At 55.6% G+C, this 25168-nt stretch carries 22 protein-coding genes; 9 read left to right on the top strand and 13 right to left on the bottom strand.

Features of this window, described 5'->3' with window-relative positions:
• Positions 1-18: 18 nt before the first annotated feature.
• Complete coding sequence (asnS, locus tag HH216_RS21145) at positions 19-1488, bottom strand: asparagine--tRNA ligase (protein ID WP_169552645.1); 1470 nt, start codon at positions 1486-1488, stop codon at positions 19-21.
• 234 nt (positions 1489-1722) lie between these two features.
• The gene (locus HH216_RS21140) at positions 1723-2142 is read right to left on the bottom strand and encodes a hypothetical protein (protein ID WP_169552644.1); all 420 of its coding nucleotides are present in this window, start codon (positions 2140-2142) and stop codon (positions 1723-1725) included.
• A gap of 210 nt (positions 2143-2352) precedes the next feature.
• On the opposite strand from HH216_RS21140, the gene HH216_RS21135 reads away from it, so the two are divergent.
• The 3 genes from HH216_RS21135 (at position 2353) to gloA2 (ending at position 3556) form a co-directional block, all read left to right on the top strand.
• Positions 2353-2856 (top strand): SixA phosphatase family protein, encoded by a 504-nt coding sequence (locus HH216_RS21135; RefSeq protein ID WP_169552643.1) that lies wholly within the window; start codon positions 2353-2355, stop codon positions 2854-2856.
• Positions 2857-2959: 103 nt separating this feature from the next.
• Positions 2960-3163, top strand: coding sequence for a hypothetical protein (locus HH216_RS21130; protein ID WP_169552641.1), 204 nt, complete (start codon positions 2960-2962; stop codon positions 3161-3163).
• 3 nt (positions 3164-3166) lie between these two features.
• A complete protein-coding gene (gene gloA2, locus HH216_RS21125; protein ID WP_169552639.1) occupies positions 3167-3556 on the top strand; it encodes an SMU1112c/YaeR family gloxylase I-like metalloprotein in 390 nt (129 codons plus the stop codon).
• Between the two features lie 76 nt (positions 3557-3632).
• Here the strand turns inward: gloA2 and HH216_RS21120 are convergent, their stop codons facing one another.
• The 3 genes from HH216_RS21120 to HH216_RS21110 all read right to left on the bottom strand — a co-directional run bounded on the left by HH216_RS21120 (position 3633) and on the right by HH216_RS21110 (position 7246).
• On the bottom strand, positions 3633-4823 hold the full coding sequence (locus HH216_RS21120; protein WP_169552638.1) for an aminotransferase class V-fold PLP-dependent enzyme: 1191 nt from the start codon (positions 4821-4823) through the stop codon (positions 3633-3635).
• Between the two features lie 218 nt (positions 4824-5041).
• Positions 5042-5500, bottom strand: a complete 459-nt coding sequence (locus HH216_RS21115; RefSeq protein WP_169552636.1) for a hypothetical protein — start codon at positions 5498-5500, stop codon at positions 5042-5044.
• A gap of 111 nt (positions 5501-5611) precedes the next feature.
• Entirely contained in the window at positions 5612-7246 is a 1635-nt protein-coding gene (locus HH216_RS21110; RefSeq protein ID WP_332871430.1) for an Ig-like domain-containing domain, read from the bottom strand.
• A gap of 264 nt (positions 7247-7510) precedes the next feature.
• Between HH216_RS21110 and HH216_RS21105 the strand changes: the two genes are divergently transcribed.
• From HH216_RS21105 to HH216_RS26295, 6 genes are all read left to right on the top strand, one after another.
• On the top strand, positions 7511-9019 hold the full coding sequence (locus HH216_RS21105; RefSeq protein ID WP_169552632.1) for a hypothetical protein: 1509 nt from the start codon (positions 7511-7513) through the stop codon (positions 9017-9019).
• Positions 9020-9100: 81 nt separating this feature from the next.
• The gene (locus tag HH216_RS21100) at positions 9101-9544 is read left to right on the top strand and encodes a hypothetical protein (protein WP_169552630.1); all 444 of its coding nucleotides are present in this window, start codon (positions 9101-9103) and stop codon (positions 9542-9544) included.
• A gap of 207 nt (positions 9545-9751) precedes the next feature.
• Positions 9752-11242: a hypothetical protein gene (locus HH216_RS21095; RefSeq protein ID WP_169552628.1), complete on the top strand. Its 1491-nt coding sequence runs from the start codon at positions 9752-9754 to the stop codon at positions 11240-11242.
• Positions 11243-11347: 105 nt separating this feature from the next.
• Positions 11348-14785, top strand: a complete 3438-nt coding sequence (locus HH216_RS21090) for an acetate and sugar kinases/Hsc70/actin family protein (protein WP_169552627.1) — start codon at positions 11348-11350, stop codon at positions 14783-14785.
• 110 nt (positions 14786-14895) lie between these two features.
• A complete protein-coding gene (locus tag HH216_RS21085; RefSeq protein WP_254448551.1) occupies positions 14896-16122 on the top strand; it encodes a hypothetical protein in 1227 nt (408 codons plus the stop codon).
• The gene (locus HH216_RS26295) at positions 16119-16256 is read left to right on the top strand and encodes a hypothetical protein (RefSeq protein WP_254448550.1); all 138 of its coding nucleotides are present in this window, start codon (positions 16119-16121) and stop codon (positions 16254-16256) included. Before HH216_RS21085 ends, HH216_RS26295 begins: the two co-directional genes overlap by 4 nt.
• A 70-nt stretch (positions 16257-16326) precedes the next feature.
• On the opposite strand, the gene HH216_RS21080 is transcribed toward HH216_RS26295, so the two are convergent.
• The 8 genes from HH216_RS21080 to HH216_RS21045 all read right to left on the bottom strand — a co-directional run bounded on the left by HH216_RS21080 (position 16327) and on the right by HH216_RS21045 (position 24987).
• Positions 16327-18159, bottom strand: a complete 1833-nt coding sequence (locus HH216_RS21080; RefSeq protein WP_169552625.1) for a CocE/NonD family hydrolase — start codon at positions 18157-18159, stop codon at positions 16327-16329.
• Positions 18160-18314: 155 nt separating this feature from the next.
• Complete coding sequence (locus HH216_RS21075) at positions 18315-18995, bottom strand: DUF2306 domain-containing protein (RefSeq protein WP_169552624.1); 681 nt, start codon at positions 18993-18995, stop codon at positions 18315-18317.
• Between the two features lie 111 nt (positions 18996-19106).
• The gene (locus HH216_RS21070) at positions 19107-19739 is read right to left on the bottom strand and encodes a hypothetical protein (protein WP_169552622.1); all 633 of its coding nucleotides are present in this window, start codon (positions 19737-19739) and stop codon (positions 19107-19109) included.
• Positions 19714-19974, bottom strand: coding sequence for a hypothetical protein (locus HH216_RS21065; protein ID WP_169552621.1), 261 nt, complete (start codon positions 19972-19974; stop codon positions 19714-19716). Before HH216_RS21065 ends, HH216_RS21070 begins: the two co-directional genes overlap by 26 nt.
• Before the next feature lie 38 nt (positions 19975-20012).
• On the bottom strand, positions 20013-20867 hold the full coding sequence (locus HH216_RS21060) for a hypothetical protein (protein ID WP_169552619.1): 855 nt from the start codon (positions 20865-20867) through the stop codon (positions 20013-20015).
• A 53-nt stretch (positions 20868-20920) separates the two neighbouring features.
• On the bottom strand, positions 20921-22282 hold the full coding sequence (locus HH216_RS21055; RefSeq protein ID WP_169552617.1) for a DUF418 domain-containing protein: 1362 nt from the start codon (positions 22280-22282) through the stop codon (positions 20921-20923).
• Between the two features lie 45 nt (positions 22283-22327).
• Positions 22328-22777, bottom strand: a complete 450-nt coding sequence (locus HH216_RS21050) for a hypothetical protein (RefSeq protein WP_169552615.1) — start codon at positions 22775-22777, stop codon at positions 22328-22330.
• Positions 22778-22824: 47 nt separating this feature from the next.
• Positions 22825-24987, bottom strand: coding sequence for a prolyl oligopeptidase family serine peptidase (locus HH216_RS21045; RefSeq protein WP_169552614.1), 2163 nt, complete (start codon positions 24985-24987; stop codon positions 22825-22827).
• Positions 24988-25168 lie beyond the last annotated feature (181 nt).

Below are 25168 nucleotides of genomic sequence, written 5' to 3'. Positions count from 1 at the left end.
AAACCTTAAACGCAACGATTAAAATTCTGCCTGTTTGGGGGCGCGGGGGAAGGGGATAACGTCGCGGATGTTGCCCATGCCCGTTACGAACAGCACCAGCCGCTCGAAGCCCAGTCCGAAACCAGCGTGCGGAGCCGAACCAAACCGGCGCGTGTCGAGGTACCACCACAGTGCGTCGGGCTCGATACCGACTTCTTCCATGCGGGCCACCAGCTTGTCGTAGTTGTCTTCGCGCTGCGAACCGCCGATGATTTCGCCGATACCCGGAAAGAGCACGTCCATCGCCCGAACGGTGGGGCCAAATACCTGCCCCCGGTCATTGGTGGCGGGTTCGTCGTCCTGCTTCATGTAGAACGCCTTGATCGCGCGGGGGTAGTTGGTCAGGATAACGGGCTTCTTGAAATGCTTCTCGACCAGATACCGCTCGTGCTCCGATTGCAGGTCGACACCCCAGCTAACCTCATACTGGAACTGCCCTTTCTTGGCTGGTTTCGAGTTGAGCAGAATCTCGATGGCGTCGGTGTAGGTCAGCTTTTGAAACTCGTTGTCGACCACAAACCGCAGCTTTTCCAGTAAGCTCAGTTCGCTTTGCTCTTCTTTCTTCTTCGTTTTTTCTTCCTCCTTGAGCCGGTTGTCCAGAAAAGCCAGATCGTCGGCGCAGTTGTCAAGGGCGTAGCGAATGACAGTTTTAACGAAGTCTTCGGCGAGCGCCATGTTGTCTTCTAGTTCGTGGAAGGCCATTTCCGGCTCAATCATCCAGAACTCGGCTAGGTGGCGGGTCGTGTTGGAGTTCTCAGCGCGGAAAGTCGGGCCGAAGGTGTAGATCTTGCCCAATGCCATCGCCCCCAGTTCGCCTTCCAATTGACCCGATACGGTCAGGTTGGTTTCGCGCCCAAAAAAGTCCTGACTGTAGTCGACCTTGCCTTCCTCGGTAAGGGGTGGTTTGGTCGCGTCGAGGGTTGTTACGCGAAACATTTCGCCGGCTCCTTCGGCATCAGACGCCGTAATAATCGGCGTGTTGAGGTAATAGAACCCGTTGTCGTTGAAGTACTTATGTACGGCAAACGCCAGCGCGTGGCGAACGCGCAGGATAGCACTGAAGGTGTTGGTGCGGGGCCGCAGGTGGGCGATCTCGCGCAGAAACTCCAGCGAGTGCCGCTTGGGCTGTAGCGGGTATTTGTCGGGGTCGGCGGGGCCGTAGACGAGCACGTCGCTGATTTTCAGTTCGACCGCTTGCCCCGAACCCTGCGACTCGACCAGTTCGCCCGTAACCGACAGGCAGGCACCCGTCGTGATGAGCCGCAACAGATCGTCGGACAGTTGGTCCGGCTGGGCTACGGCCTGAATGGTATTGATGGTGGAGCCGTCGTTGAGGGCGATAAATACGGCGTTTTTACTTTCGCGTTTGGTACGCACCCAGCCTTTCACGGTAACGACCGTGCCGACAGGGGCGGTCTTCAATAACTGCTGTATGGATTGATAAGGCATAGAATCAACGGAAACCGGCTTGCATTCGATGCGCAAAAATAGGCATTGTCGACCGAACCGCCGAGCCCGGACGTAAGTTGAGCGTTGCTTCCACAAAACAGTCCTTTTCGACGTATATACTAACCTGTACCTTATACGCAACGTATAGCCATGTTTGTTTGGCGATGGTAGGGGTAACCTTAAACAGGCTGGTAACGACTTGACCAGCCCGGATGGACTAGCAGTCAGTATCAATCAGTTATCGAACCAGTGATGGCGGTCGAGAGACTGGGCCAGAAAACTAAATTCCGACCGGTGAACATCGACTTGTACCCGCAGCGGAAAAGCCGTATCCCAGCGCCACCACTCCGGGACTTCCGCCAGACCGAACTGAATTTCAAACGTGAGTAAGTCACTGTCAATTGGCGTGAGCCTGCGGGCCAGTTGCAGCGGTTCGGGGAGCAGAATATCGTCGTCAGCGCCATTCAACAGCCATTGTTGCAGCAGATCAACGTCGTCTGGCGTGAAGAAGGTGCTGAACGGAACACTCGGTCGGACGGCTTCGTACTGCGGATTTGTCGAGCCACGGGGCCACACCGTTCCCTGCAACTGTACCTGATTTTTGCGGGGGTACAGGCCAAAAGACAACGTACAGGTATCTCCTTCGAAGCGCATGTTGCTTTTAGCCCGGTACGGGCGGGTTGATTCGTTCAGTGCGAATGATTTCGCTATACACACTACCAGAAATTACCGAATCTGTTTAACCAAGTCAAGACAAAACCAGTAACGTTAGCTTGGTTAAAGTCAAAATTGAGGGACTACCCGGCTATTGATTGACGGGCATGTTGGTACTTTTGCAGCCAAAGAATCCCGCAAACAGACACTATGACACGTACCTTGTACATCGTTCGCCACGCAAAAGCCGAGGATCGGGCTACTTTCATGAGCGACCATGATCGCGAACTGATTTCAGAAGGCATCATGGCGGCTGCTCGCATCGGACGGTTTCTGCATGACAAATCGGTTCAGCCCGATCAGGTGATCAGCAGCACGGCCCCCCGCGCCCGTGACACGGCAAAAGTTATCGCCGAGCAGATTGGATTCGACCGGGAGCAAATACAGCTCGATGAAGCGTTGTTCGAGGGTGGGCCGAAGGCTTATTTAGCGGCTGTCAATGGCTTGCCCGATTCAACACAGTCGGCTATGATCGTGGGGCATAATCCTGACGTATCGTACTTCGCGGAGTTTCTGACGCATCAGTCCGTTGGTTCGATGAGTAAAGGGGCGGTAGTAGCGGTGCAGTTCGATGGACTGAACTGGGCGGAAGTCTCCGGCCGGACGGGGTCGATTTTATTTACCATCGCGCCGAAAGAGCTGCGCCAAAGCTAGTTTTTAGTTCAACGTCTAACGTTTAAGGTTTAACGTTGACGCACACGCCAGTAGTCGTAACTTAGCAACGTTAGACATTGAACCACAAACATTAAACTCACTAATGAACCGCAACCGACGCATCTTTATCGTGGTTTTCGTCGTCTTCACGACTATTGTTGCCCTGCTCGCTATCGACATGGGCCGCCGGACGACAGCCCCCTGGAACAAGCGACGGGAGGCTGAACGTGCGTTTGATGGGACGAACAAAACCAAAAAAGACGTTACGCAGGTCGACACCCTGGGCGATACCCTGCTGACTCCCTAGCCTATGTCATTCCTACAAGCCCTTCACCACGTCGCCATTATCTGCGCCGACTATGAGCGGTCGAAGCGATTCTACACCGAGACGCTGGGCCTGACCGTTGTGCAGGAAACCTACCGCGCCGAACGGCAGTCGTACAAGCTGGATCTGGCCGTCAACGGTCATTACCAGATCGAGCTGTTTTCGTTTCCGAATCCACCCGCCCGCCCGTCGCGGCCCGAAGCATTGGGCCTGCGCCATCTGGCGTTTGCCGTAACGGACATCGATGCCGCGATAGCCGACCTGAACAGCAAAGGCGTTGAGACGGAACCAGTTCGCACTGATGAACTGACGGGGAAACGATTCACGTTTTTCGCCGACCCCGACGGGCTGCCGCTCGAATTGTATGCGGCATAAAACACGGACGTCATTCTGTCTAGCTAGTTTTCGTGCTAGGTAGAACGACGTCCGTGTTTAACTGATTTTTCGAGTATTATCGCAGCGCAATGTGTAGCGCGTCGACCAGTGCTTGTGCATCCTCAGGCGTATTGTAGAGGTGCGGGGCAATGCGCAGCACACCCGACCGGGCCGACACGGATACCTGCCGTTCGTGCAGTACCTGCGCCACCGTCATCGGATCGGCCTGTTCCGGCAACCACAACCCAACGAGGTGATGAGCGCGCCCAACCGTGCCGTCGACGGGGTCGACGTGGCAACCCAGCGTTTCCAGTTCGGACCAGACAGGGGCCATCAACGCTTCGGTATACTCCTGAATCCGGGCCGGTTGCCAGTCAAGCAACTGTGTCAGAGCCGCGTCGAGCATCGGCATCTGGATAAAGTGCGTTTGTTCACCCACGTTGTAGCGGTACGCTTTGGGGCGGTACGCCGACTGGTAATCCATCAGCCGGTGAAACTGATTGCTGTCGAGTCGGTTCATCCAGCTTTCTTCCAGGGGAATACCGTCGTCAAACGCAGGGCCGAAGCAGGCCAGCCCCATCGAATACGGCCCCATTAGCCATTTGTAGCCCGCGCAGATGAGTACGTCGGGCTGTACCGCCTGCCAGTCGAACGGGAGTGCCCCGACCGACTGCGTACCGTCGACGGCCAGCCATGCCCCGACCTCCCGTGCCCGCTGCCCAACCGCGACCAGGTCGAAGCGGGTACCGTACATCCAGTGGGCGGGCGGCACCACAACCAGCGCCGTATCGGGCGTAATGGCGTCGAGCAATTGCTCGTTCCAGCGCGGGCCTTTCGGGAAACCGGTGGGCATCGGCACCGTACGTATGGTCAGTCCCAGTTCTGCTGTGACTCGGTCCCACGCGTAAACGTCGCTGGGAAATTCATCGCCCACCAGCACGATCTGCTGCCCCGCCCGGATACCCGGCTTGCGCGACAGGTTACGGGCCACAATCGCCATCCCGTACGACACCGATGGAATCAGGGCCACCCGCTCCGGGTCGGGCAGGTTGATGAGCTGGGCGAACTTATCCCGTACTGATGCGCTGCCGTCGAAAAAGTCGTCGGGGCGCAGACCGAAGGGGTTCGCATGGCGCGTCAGCGCGTCGTGTCCCGCCTGCTCAACCGCCTGACTAGATGGCGACCGTGTGGCGCAGTTGATGTAGTGAACACCGTCGGGCAGGCGAAACAGGTGTTTCTGGCAGGGGAGGAGGGTAGACTGGACCATGAAAACAGGTGATAACGAATGTCTCAAACAGCAAGATACCGATCGGCGCTCCGATGTTTGAGGCATTTTGAGTATAACTAAGTACCAGGTCAAAAACAGTTTAACACAGAGGCACAGAAAACGCAGAGATAGATTGACAGTAATGCGCTAATTGTCAGCTAACTAAACTTCTGTGTTCTCTCTGCCTCTGTGTTGAATAATTTATGACCTATCACTTACTACTTCACCCGAACGTAGCGCTCGATGTTCAGCCGGTCAATTCCTGCGTCGGGTATTTTCTCGACGCCCTGCTGAACGAGGGTATCGTTCTTAATCGTGATGGCAAACGGAAAGGTGTGGCCTTCCCACTGCCGGTCGGTGCAGTAGTCGAGGTGTTCGGTATAGGTGCTGTCGGCAAGTGTGTAGGTTCCTCCGCCGGAGTTGTAGCTGGGCGATGGGCCTTTGCCGTGCGTCAGGTCGTGGTTGAAAAACGCGAAGTGTGAATCGTTGATGATCTTAATAAACGACGCGTCTTTGGTGTAGTCGGTTGTGGTCGTGTCGCCCTTCTCGATGAGCGTGCTCGATAGGAGTCTCCACGTACCGACGATGGGTAGCGACGCTGATTTTTCGTCGGTGGTCTGATTGGGCTTCGATTGGCAACCGATAAACAGGGTAGTGAGTAGAAGTAGTTTTTTCATGGCACTTTGTCATTCCGACGATAGGAGGAATCTTCGGAAAATTGAAATTTAGTTGACAACTACCGAAGATTCCTCCTATCGTCGGAATGACAACCGGGAAAAAGCATCTCGTTAAAAATCAATGTCCGTCAGCTCGAAATTCTGTTTGAGCGGGATGAGGCCGCCCTCTTCGGCGCCGGGATGGTAGATGATCGTTTCGGGCTGAATACCTTTCTGTACGTTGCCGATGTCGCGCCGTCGATTGCCGTTGGCGTCGACAACCAGCCGGACCCGGTAACGACCGGGTTTTAGCCGGGCAAAGCTGTACGATTTCGCGCCGTATGCCGACCGAATGAGGTTGTATTTGTCATCCAGCAGTTCAACGATGAATTTGTCGTCGGGGCGGTTGACGCGCCCGGCGATCAGGCCAAAACTCTCGTCGTCGGCCAGCCGGTATTTCGAGAAAAAACGGGGCAACGTATCGCCCTGTACACTGATGAATGATCCCTTTTCGAGCAACAGTATCAGACTATCACGCAGGTTGGTTTTCTGCTTGATGTTCAGGCGCGAATAGCTGTTGCTCCAGCGTAGCATGCTGGTGTCGAGTTTGATTGGCTTTGTGCTGTCTGGGCCGATGATGATCGAGGGCAGCGCGTACCGTAAGACGGGCTTGTTGAACGTCAGTATAAAATCAAGATCGTTGTCGATAGGGTCGCCATTGGTGGGGGTTACCTGCACAGACAGTGGTTTGCGGTCGCGGGCGCGGGTTTTTAGTGGTGAAAAGTAAACCCGTTCTTTTAGATCGGTGCTGTTACCAACGGAGTCGACGGCCGTAATGCCGATGTTGATAGTGTCGCCGGCGGCCCGGTTGGCGGGTCGGTAAATGCGAATCAGTTTGGGCGATTCCAGAAACGAAATCAGACTGTCGCTGGCCGTTGTCGATGCGGGTTTCGTGACTTTAAGCGTGTAGCTGGCGATGCCGCTGCTGAGTTCAAGCCCCAGTGTTTCGTCGGTCCGTTCGCGTCGGGTAACGCGGGGTTTGCCATAGCCCCGAAACGCCACCAAGTTAATATCGGTATAGTCGCGATTGAGATTCAGCACACTGTCGCGGAAGGCCACGCGTTCGCCGGGTGTGTTGTTCACCAGATTCAAATCCTTGTCGTCGAACCCGTACACTTTGTACTTGCCCGCCCGGACGTTTTCGATGCGGAAATTGCCGGTGCTGTCAGTACGGTCGAAATACTGCGGGCGTTTGCGGTTGATCGGCAGCGTATCGGTGGGGGCAAACAACCCGACCACAAACCCCAGAATAGGCAGCCGACTTTCGTCGTCAATTACCGTTCCTGTCAGGTAGAGCGAGTCGATAGACGGGCCGGTGCTGAACACGATTTTGGCATCTTTCGCGATGTTATTTTCGGTAATGTCCTTGATGCCGTCGGAAAAATCGATCGTATAGGTGGTGTTCGGCTGGAACGGTTTGGCGAAGGTCAGCCGGACGCCTTCGGGCAGCGATTTAACGAGGTACGTATTACTATCCTGGGGCGTTACGGTGATTTTCTGCTGAATATTTTCCGTCTTGACGTACTCGTTGAAATACAGCTCCACCGTCTTGCCATCGTAGTTCAACTGCCGCATCGTCGGGACGGAAGCAACAACCTGCGGGGCCAGCGAATCTTTCTTGCCGCCCGGCGGCTGCGCCACCTGCGCGCAGTTCTGAAGCAGGAAAGGAAGCGTAATCAGGACAAACAGAACCAGCCAGCGAAGCACTTTATACACGGGTCCAACCGCAGAAAAGGGATATGGAATCAGGCTTTCGCTCTTTCGCTCTTTCACTCTCTCACTCATTAAGTACGTCCACAAAGGTAAACGCCCGTTTATCGTTAAACCGTACCGGCCGACATAAAATGGGGGGTTGCTTCGTTACGTTTACTAGAAATTTAAGAAAATTTAAGCGTTGCCGGTAGCCTTGCGGTCAACCCGCTAGTTTTGCCAGTACGTAATCCCGTGCCATTCCCACCTAATTACCCACGAATGACCCGTATTTCTGTTTATCTGTCGGCCCTGCTGCTGGCGTCGGTCTGTGGGCTGTGCGGCTGTTCCAGCCCCGCCGACGACCTCGACGGGCAGGTGTCCGACGCCCTCAGCGACAACGCCATCGACGTGTCGGAAGCCGACGCCCTGCGCGTGTACATCGGTCGCGAAAACCGCGAACTTGGTAAGGACGACAAAACCAAAGCCATCGTCCTGCCCGACGGTACGGTCGACAACGCGGCTTTACTGGCGTTCGTGAAGCGCAACAAAACGTACCGCAAGCTGGCGCGTGAGGGCAAAACGCCGAGCATCGCGCTGTCGGGCGGAGCCGTGGCAACGACGAAACCGATCAGCCTGAAACTGTACCTTGAAGCCAGCGGGAGCATGTTTCCCTACGACGCGCCGGGTGGCAACGGCACGTTCAAACGCACGCTTAACGATGTGCTGACCGAGTTCGACGCGACCAATGCCGGGCAGGGCAAAATCTACGTCGTCAACACCGAAGTAAATCCGCTGGGGCTGTCGCTGTCGCAGTTTTTCAAGGAGCGCAACATCTTTACCGTCGCCAAAACGAAGGGCAAAACGACCAGTACCGATTTCGAAAAAATCTTCAAAACGATTCTGTCGGAAACGTCGGGCAACGACCTGAGTGTGCTGGCGTCGGACCTGATTTACTCGGACCCGGCCCTGACGGGGATGAGCGCGCAGAAGACCCTCGACGCGGCCAGTTCGCTGCTCTCGACGGTGTTCAACCCCTACGTTGACACCCATTCGATGTTGGTACTCAAGCTCGACGCCGACTTCGACGGAACGTATTATAGCTGGAACAACGCCAAGCACCCGTACAAAGGCGACCGGCCGTACTACCTCTGCCTGATTGGCCGCAACGAGGTGATGCAGCAGTTGTACACCAGCCCGGTTTACGCGCAGATTCGCCGGTTCGATCAGTTGCCGGGCTTCGCTGATTCGTGGTTCTTCGGCAAAACAAACGGCTCAGCCGCACCCGCTTATACGGTGCTTGTGAACGACCCCGCGAAGAAAGGCCGGTTCAAACGCTCGGCCGACGAAGTGCGCGAACGGGCTAAAGTCGTCCACGCCCTAATCGATGTGCAGCCCGACGTTGCCGATAAAAACCTGACGATCCCTGTCGCTGTCGACCTGTCGGCCCTGCACCTGCCCGCGTCCGTCCTGACCGACGCCAGTCAGTATGTCGTAGATGGTAAGGACAATTTCAAGGTATCGTCGGTGCAGCCGTATCAGGGAGCCAACGGCATGACCCATAAGTTGCTGCTGACCACCACCCGCCCATCGCGGGGCGACCGTACGGCGAGTATCCGGCTGCGTCGGCAGTTTCCGCCCCGCTGGATCGCCAACACGACCACGACCAACGACACAAAACCCGACGCCAACTCGACTTTCGGCCTGGAAAACCTCCTGCAAGGCGTCGACCGCGCCTACAACCCCAACAACCAACCTGAATATTTCACGCTAACGATCAATTTAGAATGATTGAGTGATGGAATGATAGAATGGTTTGCGCCAGCCCTATTCACTCATTCCATCACTCTATCATTCACTCATTGCAAAAACATGGAAGAATCGCTCTATAATTTTTACAACCTGTTTGTCAACAGCGCACTGCTGGAGGATCTGTATCAGGAAGAACTGCTGTCACCCCTGACGTGGACAGCCATCGGAATCGCCTTCGTCGTGGCGTTTGCCTTTTATATCTGGCCGTTCAATAAGGTCAGTTTCAGTGGTATGGGTCATTGGTTGCTGATGATGGGCGTCAGTGCCGCGACGGTGTTCGTGATCTCGCTGGTGACGCTCTACCAGAAAGCCGGTCAGGAAATCCCGCGCGACGAAGCCGATCTGGAGCAGGGCAACCTGTTCGACGAGGGCGTCAGCGTGTTCCTGAGCTATTCGTTTACGATGGCCCTGCTGACGGCGGTTATCTTCTTCATCATCTCCCTCATCCTCAAAAACTTCAGCAAAAACGCCCGGCATCGCCCCATGCTCTGGCCTTCCAAATAAGGGTTGACCGTTGACCTCACCCCCGGCCCCTCTCCTAAAACAGGAGAGGGGTGACTAGCGGTAAAGTAGCCTTCGGCTATTTTTCTGGTGTCTGTTCTGTATTGAGTACGTAACGAACTACTGTTTGTCTCTGACGACACCCCTCTCCTGTTTTAGGAGAGGGGCTGGGGGTGAGGTCAACCCCTTACTCCCACAAAACTGAAAACTATGTCTAAACTATTTGTCTTTGCGATTGGCGGGACGGGTTCGCGGGTGCTGAAGGCACTGACGATGCTGCTGGCGTCGGGCGTGAGCCTGAAAAATACCGACGAGGTTATCCCCATCGTGCTCGATCCCCACGCAACCAACGACGACCTGTTGCGGACCAAGGAACTGCTGCGCGAATACGGCAATATCCGGGCGGGGCTGCAAACCAAACCGACGTCGGGCTTTTTCGGGACGGAGATCAAGACGCTGAACCGCTCCATCGGCGGCAATGCGACCATCGCCGATACCTACGTGTTTGAGTTGCAGGGCGTGCAGCAGGAGAAATTCCGCGACTACATCAACTACGAAGGACTCGACGCGCCGAGCAAGGCGTTCGCCAGCCTCCTGTTTTCGGAGGAAAATCTGGAAACGAAGATGGACATCGGCTTCGTCGGTAACCCCAACATCGGTAGTACGGTGCTGAATCAGTTTCGGTATTCCGACGTGTTTCAGGCGTTTGCCGAGAACTTCGGTGCCAACGACCGCATCTTCATCATCAGCTCTATCTTCGGCGGGACGGGCGCGGCTGGCTTCCCGATTCTGCTGAAAAACATCCGGGGGGCGCAGGCCATCGGGCAGATTCCGAACCCGGCCTTCCTGCGCGATGCCAAAATCGGGGCCGTTACGGTGATGCCGTATTTCAGCCTGACCACCAACGACAACAAGCTGATCGATCCGGCTTCGTTTATCGCCAAAACCAAGGCTGCGCTCAACTATTATCAGAAGGGCGTCAACCCGTCGGTGAATGCGCTGTACTACATCGGCGACGATCAGACGAAGGCGTACACGTACGACCCCGGCGCGGGTGGACAGAAAAACGAAGCGCACTTCGTGGAACTGGCGTCGGCATTGGCGATTGTCGATTTTATGAATATCGACGACAGCAGCCTGAGCGTGTCGAACGGGCGACCAACAAGCCCGGTGTATAAGGAGTTCGGCGTGGAGCAGGACGGCACGACGCTGCAACTGGGCAACCTCGCCAGTGCGACGAAAGAGCAGATTAACCTGCCGCTGACCAAGATGGCCCTGTTCAGCACGTACCTCAGCCAGCGGCTCAAGTCGGCGGCAGGCACGGTGCAGTGGGCTAAGGCTAACCCGCCCATTTCGAGTTCGTTCGTCAACTCCGGCTTTTTCAACAGCGTCAAAAACTTCGATACGGGCTTTCGGCAGTGGCTGTCGGAGATGAGCGCCAACAAACGTTCGTTCGATGCGTTTGTGCTCGACGCCAGTAATCTGGGCCACACGGTGCGGGGCTTCGAGCCGAAAAAGCGCGGCCTGTTCGGCGGTGAATCGGACGTCAAGCTTGACATCGTGGACGACTTCGACCAAACGCTCAACAAAACCGCCGAGGGTAAAGCGTACCCCAGCGAAGCCGATAAATTTATCCAGCTATTCTCCGAAGGCACCGACCGCTTCACCCGCGACAAACTGCCGAAGGTGATGGATTATTAGTTCAAGGTTCAAGGTCTAATGTTCAACGTTGGCTACCGCCTGCTCACAGCTACTGCGCGTAGACATGAACATTAAACCTTGACCCTTAGACCTTAAACCACCTATATGCCTACAACATTCAGCTTACATAATCCGACGCCGGGGCTGCACTGGTACGTCAGCAAGCCGCTCGGTACGGATCAGATTGCCGCCATCCGCGACCCGCAGGGAGGGCAGACCGTGAAGCAGCCGACGTCGATTCCGAGTCCGTTTGCGCGGGTCGATTTAGTACGCTCGGCCTTCCTGAACCTGGCCCTGCGCCCCGACCTCAACGGCACCGTCAACGATCAGCGCGTTGTGTCGGATGCGCTCGACGTGGGCGAACTGTTTTTCAACTACGACAAGCTCAAAACCTACGTCACGATTACGCCCTTCGACGTCCGCACCGACCTCGATCGGCTGCGTAACTCAGCAAACACCGGACACCGGCGGTTGGGCGACGCGCTCAAACTGTTTCTCGATCAGGACGCGGCTGAGTACAACTTCAACGAGATCAACCGGCTATTCATCCTCAGCTACCGGGGGCGGGTTGTCGGTGGAACATCGCCCAAAACGCTGTTTTTCAGCGGGGGCAACGATCTGAGCTGGGTCGACGTGTCGATTGGCAACGACCGGCTGTTCGATCAGTCGACTACCCCGTTGTATCAGCGCGACATCGAATACCAGAAATTCTGGTACGCGATCAAGCTGTTCATGCCCAACTTCCGGGAGCGGTTCCGTGAGGTCGACGATTACCTGAACCGGAGCCGGACGCTCCTGCAACAGCAAAACCCAACGCTGTTTTACCAGCACATCGAAGCGCAGAACGGGCAGTCGCTGCTGACGCGCGAACAGTTCGACAACGAATTCGAAGAGCTTACCACCGGCCCCGGCGACATCGTGGAGGTGCTGGGCTTTCCGCTCCGCAAGAAGAAATCCGACTCGCGGGCTATCGCGCAGGTCAGCGATTTTATCATCAAATCCGACAAGTACAACCGGATTTACGGTAGCAGTTTGCCGCGCCCGATGGTGCTGCAAAACCGCTTCTTCCGGCAATTCACCTACGTGCCGCAGGCGCAGTGGAACCCCAACACGCCCGTGCCGTACTATGTCCGCGAGTCGTGGCGCGACAATGCGCGGTCGCTGCCCGGCCAGCCCGGAAACTATCCCTGGCTCACCGTCAGCGACTTCCTGGAGCCGTACCTGATTCGCCTGCCGTACCCCACCGATCGGGGCCGTTTTTACGATGGCAACCTGCAAACCCCGGCGACCGACAAAGGCTTTTTGTTGCCGTTGAAACGCGATTTCTTTGATTTCTTCGACGTCGACGATCTGCTGACGGGCCGCGTTCGGCTCAAGATGGTGCCGCAGGGCGGGGGCATTCAGGTCACGCTCGACATCCCCGTTACGGCCCCCGGTCAGCCCGGTAATCAGTTCGTGACCTTTGAGCGACTCTACAGCCCCGCCGTGGGGCAGTCGGCCGCGCCGAACGAAACGACCAACGAGGGGATCATTCTCGAAAACTCGTTCACCGTCAACATCTATCCGTTCGTGCGGTCGGGTTCGGTGACGGTGCCTGCCGATTACCGCGTGCAACTGATCGAGTCAGGTTTCGACAGCCAGAATCAGTACAAGCTGACCTACTATAAGCAGCAGGACAACGCCGACGTCGTGCCCGAATCGACGCATCAGCGCACGGCCCGGCAGCAGAACACCGACGGGTCGAGCGTGTACGACGTGCTGCGGCAGGAGTTTGACTACGTGCAGACAAACATTCGGGCCGATGGTCGCGAACTGAACGGCCTGCTCATCCCACGCTGGCAGGTGTACAATGGCGGCAGCAAGCAGTTTGCCTTTTCGGTGGACTTTGGTACGACCAACACGCACATCGAATACAGCGTCGACGGCGGCACACCCCGCCCGTTCGACGTGGCCGAGGTCACTCCGCAGGTTGCGACGCTGGTAGCTCCGGCGCAGTACAACCCGGCCCTGTTCGAGCTGTTCCTGCTCTACGATCTGGAGTTTGTGCCGCCCACGATTGGCCCCGGCCGTCCCGACAGCTTCCCGACGCGCACCGCCATTGCTGAGCCGCTGAACCTGAGTTTCAACCAGCAGACGCAGGCCCTGGCCGACTTCAACATTCCGTTCTACGTCGAGCGGCAACCGGCCGGATCGAACCGCATCACGACCAACCTGAAATGGGCCAAAAACAACGATCAGACCGAACGGCGGGTCGAGGCTTTTCTGGAAGAACTGCTGATGCTGATCAAAAACAAGGTGCTGACCGAAGGCGGCAATCTGTCGCAGACGACGGTATTCTGGTTCTTCCCGGCTAGTATGACCCCCGGCCGCGTCAGCCAACTTCGCGCCGACTGGCAGACGCTCTACGACCGCTACATCGGCGGTTCGCAGGGACGGTTGCGCGAGGTGTCGGAGTCGGTGGCCCCGTTCTACTACTACAAGCAGAACCCCACGCTGAGCGCGTCGGCCCGGCCGGTTATCAACGTCGACATTGGCGGGGGAACTTCGGACGTGGTGGTCTACGAACGCAACGAACCGCGTCTGCTGACGTCGTTCCGCTTCGCCGGTAACGCCATCTACGGCGATGCTTTCAGCGAGTACGGTGCCGCCACGCACAACGGCTTTGTTCGCAAATATCAGGACCGGATTCAGACGCTGCTCGACAGCCAAAGCCTCGGTAACCTGAGCGATAACAACCGCCGGATGCTCGATACCAACCGCTCGGAAGACATTCTGGCGTTCTGGTTTTCGATTGAAAAGAGCAACGACGTGAAGGCCAAGAGTATGCTGTCGTTCAACGGGATGCTGGCCAAAGACGAAGACCTGAAAGTGGTGTTTGTGCTGTTTTACACGGCCCTGATTTACCACATCGCGCAGTTGATGAAGCACAAAGGCATCGGCTTGCCGGGGGCCATCACGTTCAGCGGTACCGGCTCGAAACTGCTCACCATCATCAGTACCGACGATCAGACGCTGGGTAAACTGGCCCGTATTATTTTCGAGAAGGTGTACGACCAAACCTACGACGCGAGCGGCCTGACGCTGTTCTACGAGCGTAAAGGCCCGAAGGAAGTGACCTGCAAGGGGGCGCTGATGCAGCCCGCCAACAGCCGCCCGGTCGATACTGAAGCGATCAGCTACGTCTACCCGGCCACGTTCCAGGATGAATATGCATCGTTGACCTACGCCGACCTGCGCAAGCCGGAGGTGACGAATTCGCTGCTGAAAGAAACAGCTGCGTTCATCGATTTCTTCTTCGAGTTGAACCAGCAGTTCAGCTTCGCGCGGAACCTGAACGTATCGGCGCGGTCGCTGTCGATTGCCCAGCAGGAGCTACGGACGCACCTCGATACGTCGCTCATGGATGGTATTCAGCGGAAGGAAAGCGAAGTAGCGGCCGAGTTCAGCGGTATGTCCGACGCGCTGGCGTCGCCTATTGAGGAAACGCTGTTTTTCTACCCGCTAATCGGCGCGATCAACAAACTGGCAAACGCTTTGGCTTAATTGGTGTCGCTACAAAAAATGGCTGTGTGCAAAGGTAATGTGGTGTCAGGTCAGGGGCCTGACACCACGTCTACCACATCTGTAATTGGTACGGTGTAACCAAACTAGGTATGCGAACGAAATTTCTTTTTCTGGCTCTACTAACCAGCACCGCGACCCTGTCCGCGCTGGCGCAGACGCCGAATGATAATCAGGCGGCTGTCGATACGCTGACGAAAGAGGTGGCGAAAGCCGTTTTTTCGACGATCAATCAGCCCAAAGCGCAGGAGATTTACAGTCAGCTGCTGACCTGTGGCGATGGCTGCGATGCCCGCGACATCATCCGAACCGTGGGTAGCTGGGATCAGGTGGGGCAGCGAATCGAAGACCTGAGTACGCTGAAAAACACGAAGAATTTCGTGAGTATGGCCCCGGCCGACGCCAACGCGGCTATCCGGCAGCAGCTGGCGCAGTTCTACCAGAAAAATAAGCCGTACGCCAGCTACGCCAAGGCCCTGCCGCCCGCTGTTCAGCAGGGTATCCTCGCAAAAATAGACGTCATGCTTCCTCCCAACGCCACGGCGACTACTGCTGACGATGATACACCGCCCAGCGATGACCCGGCGGTGGAAGATGCGCAGTCGCCGGGTGTAACGAGTGGTGAGACGGGCGGGGACAACATCAGTGGCTCCGCTATGCAAGTCAGCAAACTGGAGCGGGATCTAAACGAGGCAAAAGACAAACAAATGTGGATGTTGCTGGGTGGCCTGCTGGCCGGATTGATCGTCGGGGCAGGGGGGATGTATATGCTGGCGAAAAAGCGGTACAGTGACGAGTCAGATGCGTACGACCGAGAAATTCGCCAGTTGTCGGCTGAACTGGATAGTGAGCGCAGAAAGGCGAAACCAGCACCCTCGACCAGCCGTACAAATCCTGCCCGCGAAACGGTAACCCAACAGACCGTGCCCCGCCCGACCGCTTCGGCTATTCCACCGACGCCATCGACCGAAGCGCAGCCGCCAATTGATCTGTCGAAACCCGCGCGGTCGGGCGATGTGAGCATGGGTGATGAGCCAGCACTGGTGCAGTTTGTTCCCGAACCAGCCATGCCCGTGTCGTCGCAGCAGTCGCAGTCGTTCAGTGCACCCCTGCGCCTGAACCTGCGCGCAGTCAGGTTTTCTACTGCCCGCCCCCGGACCCGAACGGGCAGTTCGACCCCAGTCAGCGAACGGATATGTTGTCGCCCGAATCGGCCTATCGGTTCAGTATCGATGCTGCTCAGCCTGACGCGGCTACGTTTCGTTTTGAAGCGGAACCCGGCCGACTGGCGCGGTTGCTCACATACCGCAACTACATGATCGAACCGGCCTGCGACAGCGAAAACACCTATGCAACAGGCCACACCCGCGTCGCGATGCGTCGGGATGGGGTGGCCGTGCAGGAAAACGGCGTTTGGCGCGTCAAGACGAAGGCGCTGATTCGGTATGAATAACGGTATTCGGTTTACCGTTTGTGGCGGGTCCGCGGTACGTCACAGAAAGACAGTAAATCGTAATAGCTTCTCAACGCGGCATGATGCTTAGTTCCAGATGCGACGGTTGTGTAGCAGAGCGAAAAATACGGTGCGTTGCCTTCTGGAAGTCAGCCTCCGTAGCTGCAAAGATGTTGGGTATATACCGCTGCGGATTTCGGTCGATCAATGGAAACCAGCTGCTTTGTACCTGCACCATAATCCGGTGACCTTTGAGGAACACATGGTCGAGCGAATGCAGGTCGACCGTAAACGTTTCGACTTTGTCGGGCTGTAAGGGCTGCGGTTTTTCGAAGCTTTTGTAGAATCGGCCGCGCAGAATATCGTTGGCGACCATAAATTGATAGCCAGCCATTTTAGGCTCCCTGGGATAGGTTTCCGGGTAAACGTCGATCAGTTTAACTACCCAATCGGCGTCGCTGCCCGTGGTGGCGGCAAACAGTCGGGCCAGTAGGGTGCCTGTTACGGCGACGTCTTCAGACAGCGGTTCGGTTTGCCAACTCAATACATCAGGACGATTTTGCACGAACCGCTGATCCTCGGTCAGCCACGTAAACCAGCGAGAGCCGGGTCCGTACGTCTGTTCAATCGGCCGGGACCGGTACGGCACCGGGTGAGCCGGATCAGAGATGTAATTGTCGACACCAGTCCCAGCAGTAGGTTTTTCAAACGACAGTTGCCCATTCTCCCGCAGATACAGCTTACGTTTGACGGTACCTGCCGGGGGCCATTGGGTGTATGTCTTCCACTGATTCCGGCCCGTTTGAAATGAAGTGACTTCGGGGAAATTACCCTCACCTTTGCCCTTCAGGTGGTGCGCGAACCACGGCGCAAACATACGTTGTCGGAAGTCGACAGCGGTGGTGGTATCGAAGCTGATGTTACCCAGCTTACGGCCATCTCCCCGCGCCCAGCCACCATGATTCCAGGGGCCGACAACCAGGTGATTCTGCCGCTTATCGTCACCTTTCTCCCAAAGCTGGTAGGCCGTAACGGGGCCGTAAAAATCTTCCTGATCCCACCAGCCAGCTACGTTCTGAATCGCTACTTTGGGTTTGCCAATTCGACTGGCAAGCCCCTGTTTACGCCAGAATTCGTCATAGTTGGGGTGACTGACGAAGTCGTTCCAGGTGGGTAGCTTACCATGGAAATACGTTTTGTTGACATTAAGGAGTGCCCCTAGCTTCAAGTACCAGTCGTAGGTATCGTATACACCAAACGGGAAAAGCGTATCGGTTCTGGCGGCTTCTTCCATGAATGCGTACTCAAATCCGTAGCTCAGCCGAAAAGCCCCCTGATGATGAAAATCGTCGCCCAGCCACATATCGGCGGGGCTGGCCTGCTCCGAAATCGCTTTCAGCGCCGGGTGCGGATCAATGGCACCCATTACACTTGTCCAACCGTCGTATGAACCACCATACATGCCCACCTTGCCGTTGTTGTTTGGTGCGTTTTTGAGCAACCACTCAATGGTGTCGTAGGTGTCGGTGCTTTCGTCGATGGCTTTCGGGTCGGCAGGGTTGCGCGAAAACCGCTGCATCTGAAACGTTCCCTCCGATTTGTACCGGCCCCGGATGTCCTGCGCTACGAAAATATAGCCTTCATCGGACAGCGGTCGGGTGTATGCCTGCTGGTCGGGGGCATCTCTGTCGCTTACACCGTAAGGCGTCCGGGTGAGGAGAAGGGGTAGTGGCTCCCCGGCTGTTTTTGGCGTGAAAATGACAGTGTTGAGCCTGACGCCATCGCGCATCGGAATCAGCACTTCCTGCCGGGCGTAGCGGGTTGAGGAAGGCGTCTGGGCAGCGGCCAGTCCGGCGACAATAGTCAGGCAGGTAGCCAGGGTAAGCATTAGAATTTGCTTCATCGCAGGTATCTGGGTTGATTAATACGACCTGGTGGGTCTGTTAGCCGGTTAAAAGGGTTGTTTACCGCAAATACGTAATATAGCAGGGACAGCCCGCTGAAGAAAGAGAAACGGAGAGAAAGCTTCATGATTTTGATGTCGCCGACACTATTCGTTCATATCCGGGCGGTTTCTGGCGTTCGGGATCTGGATAGCGTCTTGCGGGGATGTCCCGTTATCAATACAGTCCCATTCAGCAATAATTCAGGTACGAGCAGGGCGAATACGATCAGAAACCAGAAAAAAGATACGGCCGATTCGGCGCTCATCTGTCGCATGAAAGGTAGGGGCGCAAATACGCGGGAGAGGACGAAAATGAATGTGACACCGTAACTCCGGGCCATCCAGATTTTGTGTAGCTCGATCTGTTTGTTTCGGACTGCCAGCCACGCCACTACGGTCGTTAGCAGCCAGATGGTTGCCTGAACGAGGTTCTCAATCAGAAAATTGATGTTCTTGGGCGGGTAAACGCAGGTGATGGCGAAGGCAAAAGGGGCGGCAAACAGAATGGAGAAGACATACGCTTTTCCCAAACGCCGGTGCAGGGCCATCTTCCGTCGGCGCAGGCGGGTTGAAAACTGAAACGGCCCGACAACAAAGGCTGTAGTCGCAAATAGAATGTGAGGAAACAGGAGCCACTTCATCGACAATAACCTTGTCAGACTGGCCGGTACGTAAAGGGCGAGATATACCTCGTACCCGAATACCAGCAGGGTCATTAATCCCATGATGGCAAACAGCGTCAGCTTGGGGTAATTCCGGGTGGTTGGCGACAGATTCCGTTCAGAGAGATTCATACGTGTTTTGCCGATCAAGGAGAGGATGTGGTTAATAGCTAGAATCACCGGGTGATGGCATAAACGAGGCAGCAGGCTACCCCGTCGGTAGCCTGCTGCCTTAATACCCGCTTATTTCGATGCCTGCGCTGTGGTGGCGCCTTTCACGGCGTATTCGACCAGATAGTACACTTCCTGCCGACTAAACTTGCGGATCTCGTCCAGTTCCCTGAGGTACTGCTTCCGGTCAACGCCCGGCATTGCTTTCTTGAAGGCGTCTTCCATGTTGGGTTCATCCAGCAGGGATTTCATATCTGGAAGCAGAATCATGGAAGAGAAGTTGTACGGAGACTCGTCGGCCGAGGGATACGCCAGAGCTGAGGAAATCCAGGCGAATTCCTTACCCTGATTGACCAAATCCTGGTACATAGGCGTTACCTTGTTGACCCGACTGGCATACTCAGCCTCCTGCCCGTTTTTGACTTTAATGCCGTTTATCACCCATAAGGGTGCCTTGTCTGGCGACAGCGCGCTAGCGGGACCGGCGTATGCTTTTTGCTCCCAGATTTCAAATTTGGCCACTTCCTTTATCTCGCTCATCCGCTTGTAGAGGTCGCTCATCTTGGTCTGGTAGTCTGCGCCCATTACCTTCTCCATTGTCGCTTTTGAGTAGGGGTTATCCATGTATGCGGGGTCGCTGAAGGTGTTGATTGTGATGTAGTCGTATTCTTTGTTGGGATTAGACGTCATATCCAGTGCCAGCATATACCAGCCGCTGATTGATCCCTGGTCGGCCTGGTATTGGTGAATTTTTTTGAATCGCACCGGCGACCCGGTCATTTTCCATCGCACGGGCTTCGGCGAAGGTGTGGCCGGGCTTAATCTTATGGTAGTAAACCGTCGAATACAGCTTCTTCGGGGTCTGCCCAAACCCATTCAACGAGATAGACAGTGCCAGCACAAGGGCGGATAATAAACGGAATGTGGGGGTTGTTTTCATGTTTATACGGACTTGAACAGGGTGAGGAAGTAGACTAATTATTTTTTTGCCTGCTCCGTGGTGGGGGCTTTTACGGCATATTCCATTAAGTGATACTCTTCCTGCCGGACCACGTCGGCGAGGTTATTTAGTTCTTTGAGAACTTGTTTTCGGTCGACACCAGGCATGGCTTTTTTGTAGGCTGCCTCGGCGTTCGAATCATCAATCATCGATTTTCGATTAGCCATTTGAATCACCCAGGCCATATCATATTTTTTCTCGCTGCCCCAGGGAAATGCCAGCCCAGCGAAGGTATAAACACCACCGTCGCCCATGTTGAGTCGCTCCTGCATGTAAGGCTTCAGCTTTTTGACCTGATTGATATACTCCTCGTACTGCCCATTTTTCACCTTCGCATCGGCTATCATCCAGACCGGTAACTTATCAGGCGAAGGAATGGGCGTAATACTTGCTCCGTCGTAAATTTCCCATATCTCGCTTTTAACCAGTTCTATCAGTTCGCGCGACTGTTTGGTAAGTTCGGTGACCTTTTCCTGGTAGTTGTTGCCCCAACCTTTCTTCAGTGCAGCTTCCGGGTACGCGTTATCCATGTAATCAACATCGCTGAAGTTCTTGATCGTGATGTAATTGTATTCTTCATTAGGGTTAGTCGTTGTGTTGAGGGCCAGCATGTACCAGCCGTCAATAGTCCCTTCATTAGTTTGTGCCTGATGTACTTTCTTGAACTCATTCTCGAAGGCGCGGGCTTCGGTGAGGGTGTGGCTGGGCTTGATTTTATAGTAATGCACTTCCGAAAACATCTTTTTCGGAGCCTGCCCGAAAGCGGTGGTAGCCATGAATAATAGCGCCAGCGCAAGGGCGGGCAGGGAGCGGAACGTAGGGTTGGTTTGCATGTGAAATAGAGGAGTTGTGGTTTATTAAAAGATGTGGATAGAAGGCGAAAGCGTTAATGTGCTGGCGTTGCTCTGCGCATGGGCTGGCGTTGCCAGTATGTGAGCGATCGCCAGGCCCATTCGAGCGGACCAAACTGATAGTAGCGCAGCCAGATCGGGCTGATGATGAGTTGCAGCGTCCAGATGGCGGCTACCAGAAAATAGAGCTGGTAGAATTGCCACTCGTCGTATTGATTCAGCCCGTAGCCATAGAAAACGAAGGTGCAGATCAGTGTGTGCATGACGTAGTTGGTGAAGGCCATCTGCCCCACCGCCCCCAACCGGTTGAGTAGCCCCTGCACCGCGCCCGATTTGACCAGTAGAATCACCAGACTGGCGTGGGCCATCACCAGCAGGATACGCTGGAAGGAATAGATTAGCGACGTCCAGATGATCGGGTGCGTTTCCAGATAGGCCAGAAACCGTTCGGAGGTGGGGTAATGCTGATAGCTGTAGTAGAAGCTGAACGTTACCAGTGGCAGACCGAAGCCGTAGCCAAGCAGCATCGTCTGCCAATAGCGTCGGCGGGGTAATTGCCCCGTCACGAAGCCCCATTTGTAAAGCGCCATACCCAGCAGCATCAGGGCCAGCGGATCGGGAATGTAGGGTAGCAGGTAGTTGGTCTGGTAATTCAGCACCTCCTGCCGATACCGGGAAGCTACCGTGAAATAGTTGGGCGATTTCATTAGCCGGGTATGCTCGGCGGCTTCGGCTTTATCGGGGAAAAACTGTTTTTTTGCTTCCTGCCAGGTGGTAATGGCCTGCTGCTGACTGGCGGTTAGTATCTGACCCCGCTGCTGCGCGTTCTCGGCACTCAGAAAGGCCAGTCGTTTGTTACGGATGTCCTGATGGAACTGCACCGTAATCAGCGCGAATCCCACGACCGCGACCAACGGTACACTCAGGGCCAGATAGAGCGGCTTCATCCGGCGAAACCAGAAGGCAATCATGCCGATGATGCCGTAGTAGTAGAGGATGTCACCCATCCACAGCAGCACGTGCGAATCGATCAGGCCGAACAGCACCAGCCAGCCCATACGCCGGAAAAACAAGCCTGTTGCCGACTGCCCTGCCTGTTCCTTTCGGGCCATGAACAGAATGATGCCGACGCCAAAAATCATCGAAAACAGGGCGCGCATCTTGCCTTCAAACAGGATCGTGATGACGGCGTAAACCCAGAAATTGACGTTGGTCGGATCGCTTCGAAAGCTGTCGTCGAAATTATCCCCCAAAGCAAAGAATGGAATGTTCATCAGCAGAATACCCAGCAGGGCCACGCCCCGTAGGATGTCGATGGTCTGGATGCGCTCGGCCTGGGATACGGGTCGGGCGAGAGTTGATGTACTGACAGCGTCAGAAGCGAGAGCGGTGTTCATGAATAGAAGCGTTTTGGGAGAGGAAGATTTGAGCGGTGAAGCGGGTTAGGGGCGCGGTGGAGCCAAAGGTTCGATTACCGGTTCGGAGCGACCAAACAGCCATTTGGTCCGCAGCGGGTCGAGGCCGGGCCAGCCGGTCGAATACAATTGATTGCGGAAGGACCGAAAGGAATTATCGGTCGTTGATACGGGTGGTGGGATAGGGGTCGGTTCATATACGACCGGTGGAGCATGTCGGTTGTCGGGATTGCGAATAGTGCCCAGTAATCGTCGGAGCCAGCCAACTCGGTTTCTGGATACCTGTGTATGGGGGTCCGCCAGCTGGCCTTCCCGCCGGGCCAAGATTGGCATAGCAACCGGATCGACATAATCCGGGTTGCCATGCCGCCTGGCTGGGGAAGAATCGGCTGCTGTCGAATTGTCCTGCCCGTTAGCGGATAGCGTCATACCAATCAGCAACAGGACACCCAGGAGAGCGGTGACAGACATGTTCATAGGGAGTGTGGAAAAAGAGGAAGAGTCCTTACCGACGGTGTACTGGCTTATTTTCTTCCCGCCATTTCGGTCTGCTGCGCACTAGCTTGAAAATCAGGATGCCCAGCCTGCCAGAGGGCGAAGGCGAACATGTTGGCGAAGTTGCGGAAGGTGACGGCCTTATCTTCGGTGAAGTGGCCGTTGTCGTAGTTGACCTGCATCAGCACCGGCTTACCCGACGTGCTGGCGTTTTGCAGCGCAGCGGCAAACTTACCCGGTTGCCAGGTAATCACGCGGGGGTCGTTCATACCGCCTACGCAGATCACGGCCGGATACTTCGTACCATTCTGCACATGCTGCATGGCGTCCATTTCGTAGAGGGCCATACATTCTGTCGAGTCTTTCACGGTGCCAAACTCCGGCGTGTTGACGGGGCCGTTGGGCGAATTTTCTAGGCGCAGGGCATTGTTACACCCCACATTGCTGATGGCAGCGGCAAACAGATCGGGCCGCTCGGTAATGGCCCGGCCGATCAGGATACCGCCCGCGCTGGTGCCCATGCCGATCAGGTGAGTCGGGCTGGTGTACTTGTTGTTGACCAGATACTCCCCGCAGGCGATGAAGTCTTTCCAGGTGTTGGGCTTGGTGGTTTTATAGCCCGCCTTGTACCAGTTCTGGCCTTTTTCGGAGCCGCCCCGGATATGGGTCTGCGCTATGATGACTCCTTTGTTGAGCATCGCCAACGGGAGGGTACTGAAATACGGCGTGGCCGAATAGCCGTAGGCCCCGTAGCCTTCCATGAAGCACACCGCGCTGCCGTCGCGTTTCAGCCCTTTTTTATAGATCAGCGAGAGGGGTACCATCGCGCCGTCGTGACTCGGTACTTCGACTTCTTCCACGACCAGTTCGTCCACGCCCGGATACGTGGCCGGCACGTTGAACACACTAGGAGTCATGGCTTTTGTAACGGGATTATAGGCATAGTACGTAGTCGGCTGTTTCCAGGACGTAACGGCCAGGATCATGTCGTTGCTGCGGGGAGCATCCAGCGTCATCAGCCAGGCTGAGCCCGTCAGGGGTAATTTGACATCCGCCCATTGGTTAGTACGCGGGTCGTATTGCCGAATCTGATCATTGATGCCATCGTTGAGCGTGACAAACAGATAGTCTTTCGATGACACGATGCCGGTGATGTTGAGCTTACCCTGCGGCAGCAGTACTGTGGCGGTGGACGGGTTCGGATTGGCCGCATCGGTCACCAGAATCTGTCCTTTGGGCGTACCCTTCACGCTGTATAGAAACAACTGGCTACCTAATTTAAGAAAGCTGTAGACACTGTCGGTCGGGGCAGCCAGTCGTTTCCACTGAAGCGTAGCGTTCCCCAGGCTGGAGGGATCGGCGATGAACGCGTCCGCCCGGTTATCGACCGACGCTAGGATGCCGTACAGCTTCGTGTAATCGTCTGATAAGTACAGAATAGGAATTTGTTCGGGCCGGATGCCGAGGGTAGGATCATTGGCGCGCGAGAACAGGTCGGGGTCTTGGGACGGCTCTGTTCCGATGCGGTGTAGCCTGGCCTTCATGTCTGTTAGAGCCTTCGGGTCTTTCACATCCATCGAATTTCTGGGTGTGTAGACGAAGCTGCTGTTATCCGGCATCCATTGAACCCAGCCCGCAGCCGTGATCTTTTCGGGCTGGAAAGTACGTGTGGCTACGTTCATAACGTACAGAGTCGACACTTCGGCTCCTCCTTCCTGCAAGGCAATGGTTACCAGTTGCCCATTGGGGCTGGGCGAAAAACTCGATACCGAATAGGTACGGGTCTTGTCATAAGCTATCGGGTCGAAGAGTAGCTTTTCTGGGCCGGTCAACCCTTCGCGGGTGTACAGCTTGCTCACTTTTTCACTGGGGAGCGTTTTGCGGTAGAAATAGCGGTTGCCTCGTTTTTCTATAGCATTGTAGCGTACGGGCTTAAGCTTGTCGTAAGCCACGAAGGTTTCGACGAGTTGGTTGCGGCCCGGAATCTTGTCGAGTACGCTGTTGGTGTAATCGCCCTGTGCCTTGAACCAGTCTTTGGTTTCGGGACTGTTCATGTCCTCCAGCCAGCGGTAATTATCCGTGACGGCCTTGCCGAAATACGTATCGACAACAGGGCGCTTGGGCGTAGACGGTAGCGTCTGGGCTGAAGCCGTCAGGGCGAAGAGAGCAGGGAGAAGTAGTGAAATTTTCATGTGTTGCCGGGCTTGATTGACGTGGTCATTGATTGCTCAAAAATCAGCCAGCCGACACAGGCAGGCATTTAATTTGGGGTCAATTGCATTCAATTTTGGGTCATCGTATCCCGAACGAGTATTAACAGTCCACTTTCGTATGTGAATCGAGCGCCCGGTAGGCCGGTTTTTCGACGTATGA

The organism is Spirosoma rhododendri, assembly GCF_012849055.1.
GTDB classification, from domain to species: Bacteria; Bacteroidota; Bacteroidia; order Cytophagales; family Spirosomataceae; genus Spirosoma; species Spirosoma rhododendri.
This window is presented reverse-complemented; position numbering and strand designations above follow the sequence as displayed.

Bases quoted from the DNA above. Each gene is read 5' to 3' on its own strand.
- asnS (WP_169552645.1), bottom strand. From the start codon at position 1,488: ATGCCTTATCAATCCATACAGCAGTTATTGAAGACCGCCCCTGTCGGC.
- HH216_RS21140 (WP_169552644.1), bottom strand. From the start codon at position 2,142: ATGCGCTTCGAAGGAGATACCTGTACGTTGTCTTTTGGCCTGTACCCC.
- HH216_RS21135 (WP_169552643.1), top strand. From the start codon at position 2,353: ATGACACGTACCTTGTACATCGTTCGCCACGCAAAAGCCGAGGATCGG.
- HH216_RS21130 (WP_169552641.1), top strand. From the start codon at position 2,960: ATGAACCGCAACCGACGCATCTTTATCGTGGTTTTCGTCGTCTTCACG.
- gloA2 (WP_169552639.1), top strand. From the start codon at position 3,167: ATGTCATTCCTACAAGCCCTTCACCACGTCGCCATTATCTGCGCCGAC.
- HH216_RS21120 (WP_169552638.1), bottom strand. From the start codon at position 4,823: ATGGTCCAGTCTACCCTCCTCCCCTGCCAGAAACACCTGTTTCGCCTG.
- HH216_RS21115 (WP_169552636.1), bottom strand. From the start codon at position 5,500: ATGAAAAAACTACTTCTACTCACTACCCTGTTTATCGGTTGCCAATCG.
- HH216_RS21105 (WP_169552632.1), top strand. From the start codon at position 7,511: ATGACCCGTATTTCTGTTTATCTGTCGGCCCTGCTGCTGGCGTCGGTC.
- HH216_RS21100 (WP_169552630.1), top strand. From the start codon at position 9,101: ATGGAAGAATCGCTCTATAATTTTTACAACCTGTTTGTCAACAGCGCA.
- HH216_RS21095 (WP_169552628.1), top strand. From the start codon at position 9,752: ATGTCTAAACTATTTGTCTTTGCGATTGGCGGGACGGGTTCGCGGGTG.
- HH216_RS21090 (WP_169552627.1), top strand. From the start codon at position 11,348: ATGCCTACAACATTCAGCTTACATAATCCGACGCCGGGGCTGCACTGG.
- HH216_RS21085 (WP_254448551.1), top strand. From the start codon at position 14,896: ATGCGAACGAAATTTCTTTTTCTGGCTCTACTAACCAGCACCGCGACC.
- HH216_RS26295 (WP_254448550.1), top strand. From the start codon at position 16,119: ATGATCGAACCGGCCTGCGACAGCGAAAACACCTATGCAACAGGCCAC.
- HH216_RS21080 (WP_169552625.1), bottom strand. From the start codon at position 18,159: ATGAAGCAAATTCTAATGCTTACCCTGGCTACCTGCCTGACTATTGTC.
- HH216_RS21075 (WP_169552624.1), bottom strand. From the start codon at position 18,995: ATGAATCTCTCTGAACGGAATCTGTCGCCAACCACCCGGAATTACCCC.
- HH216_RS21070 (WP_169552622.1), bottom strand. From the start codon at position 19,739: ATGCTGGCACTGGATATGACGTCTAATCCCAACAAAGAATACGACTAC.
- HH216_RS21065 (WP_169552621.1), bottom strand. From the start codon at position 19,974: ATGAAAACAACCCCCACATTCCGTTTATTATCCGCCCTTGTGCTGGCA.
- HH216_RS21060 (WP_169552619.1), bottom strand. From the start codon at position 20,867: ATGCAAACCAACCCTACGTTCCGCTCCCTGCCCGCCCTTGCGCTGGCG.
- HH216_RS21055 (WP_169552617.1), bottom strand. From the start codon at position 22,282: ATGAACACCGCTCTCGCTTCTGACGCTGTCAGTACATCAACTCTCGCC.
- HH216_RS21050 (WP_169552615.1), bottom strand. From the start codon at position 22,777: ATGAACATGTCTGTCACCGCTCTCCTGGGTGTCCTGTTGCTGATTGGT.
- HH216_RS21045 (WP_169552614.1), bottom strand. From the start codon at position 24,987: ATGAAAATTTCACTACTTCTCCCTGCTCTCTTCGCCCTGACGGCTTCA.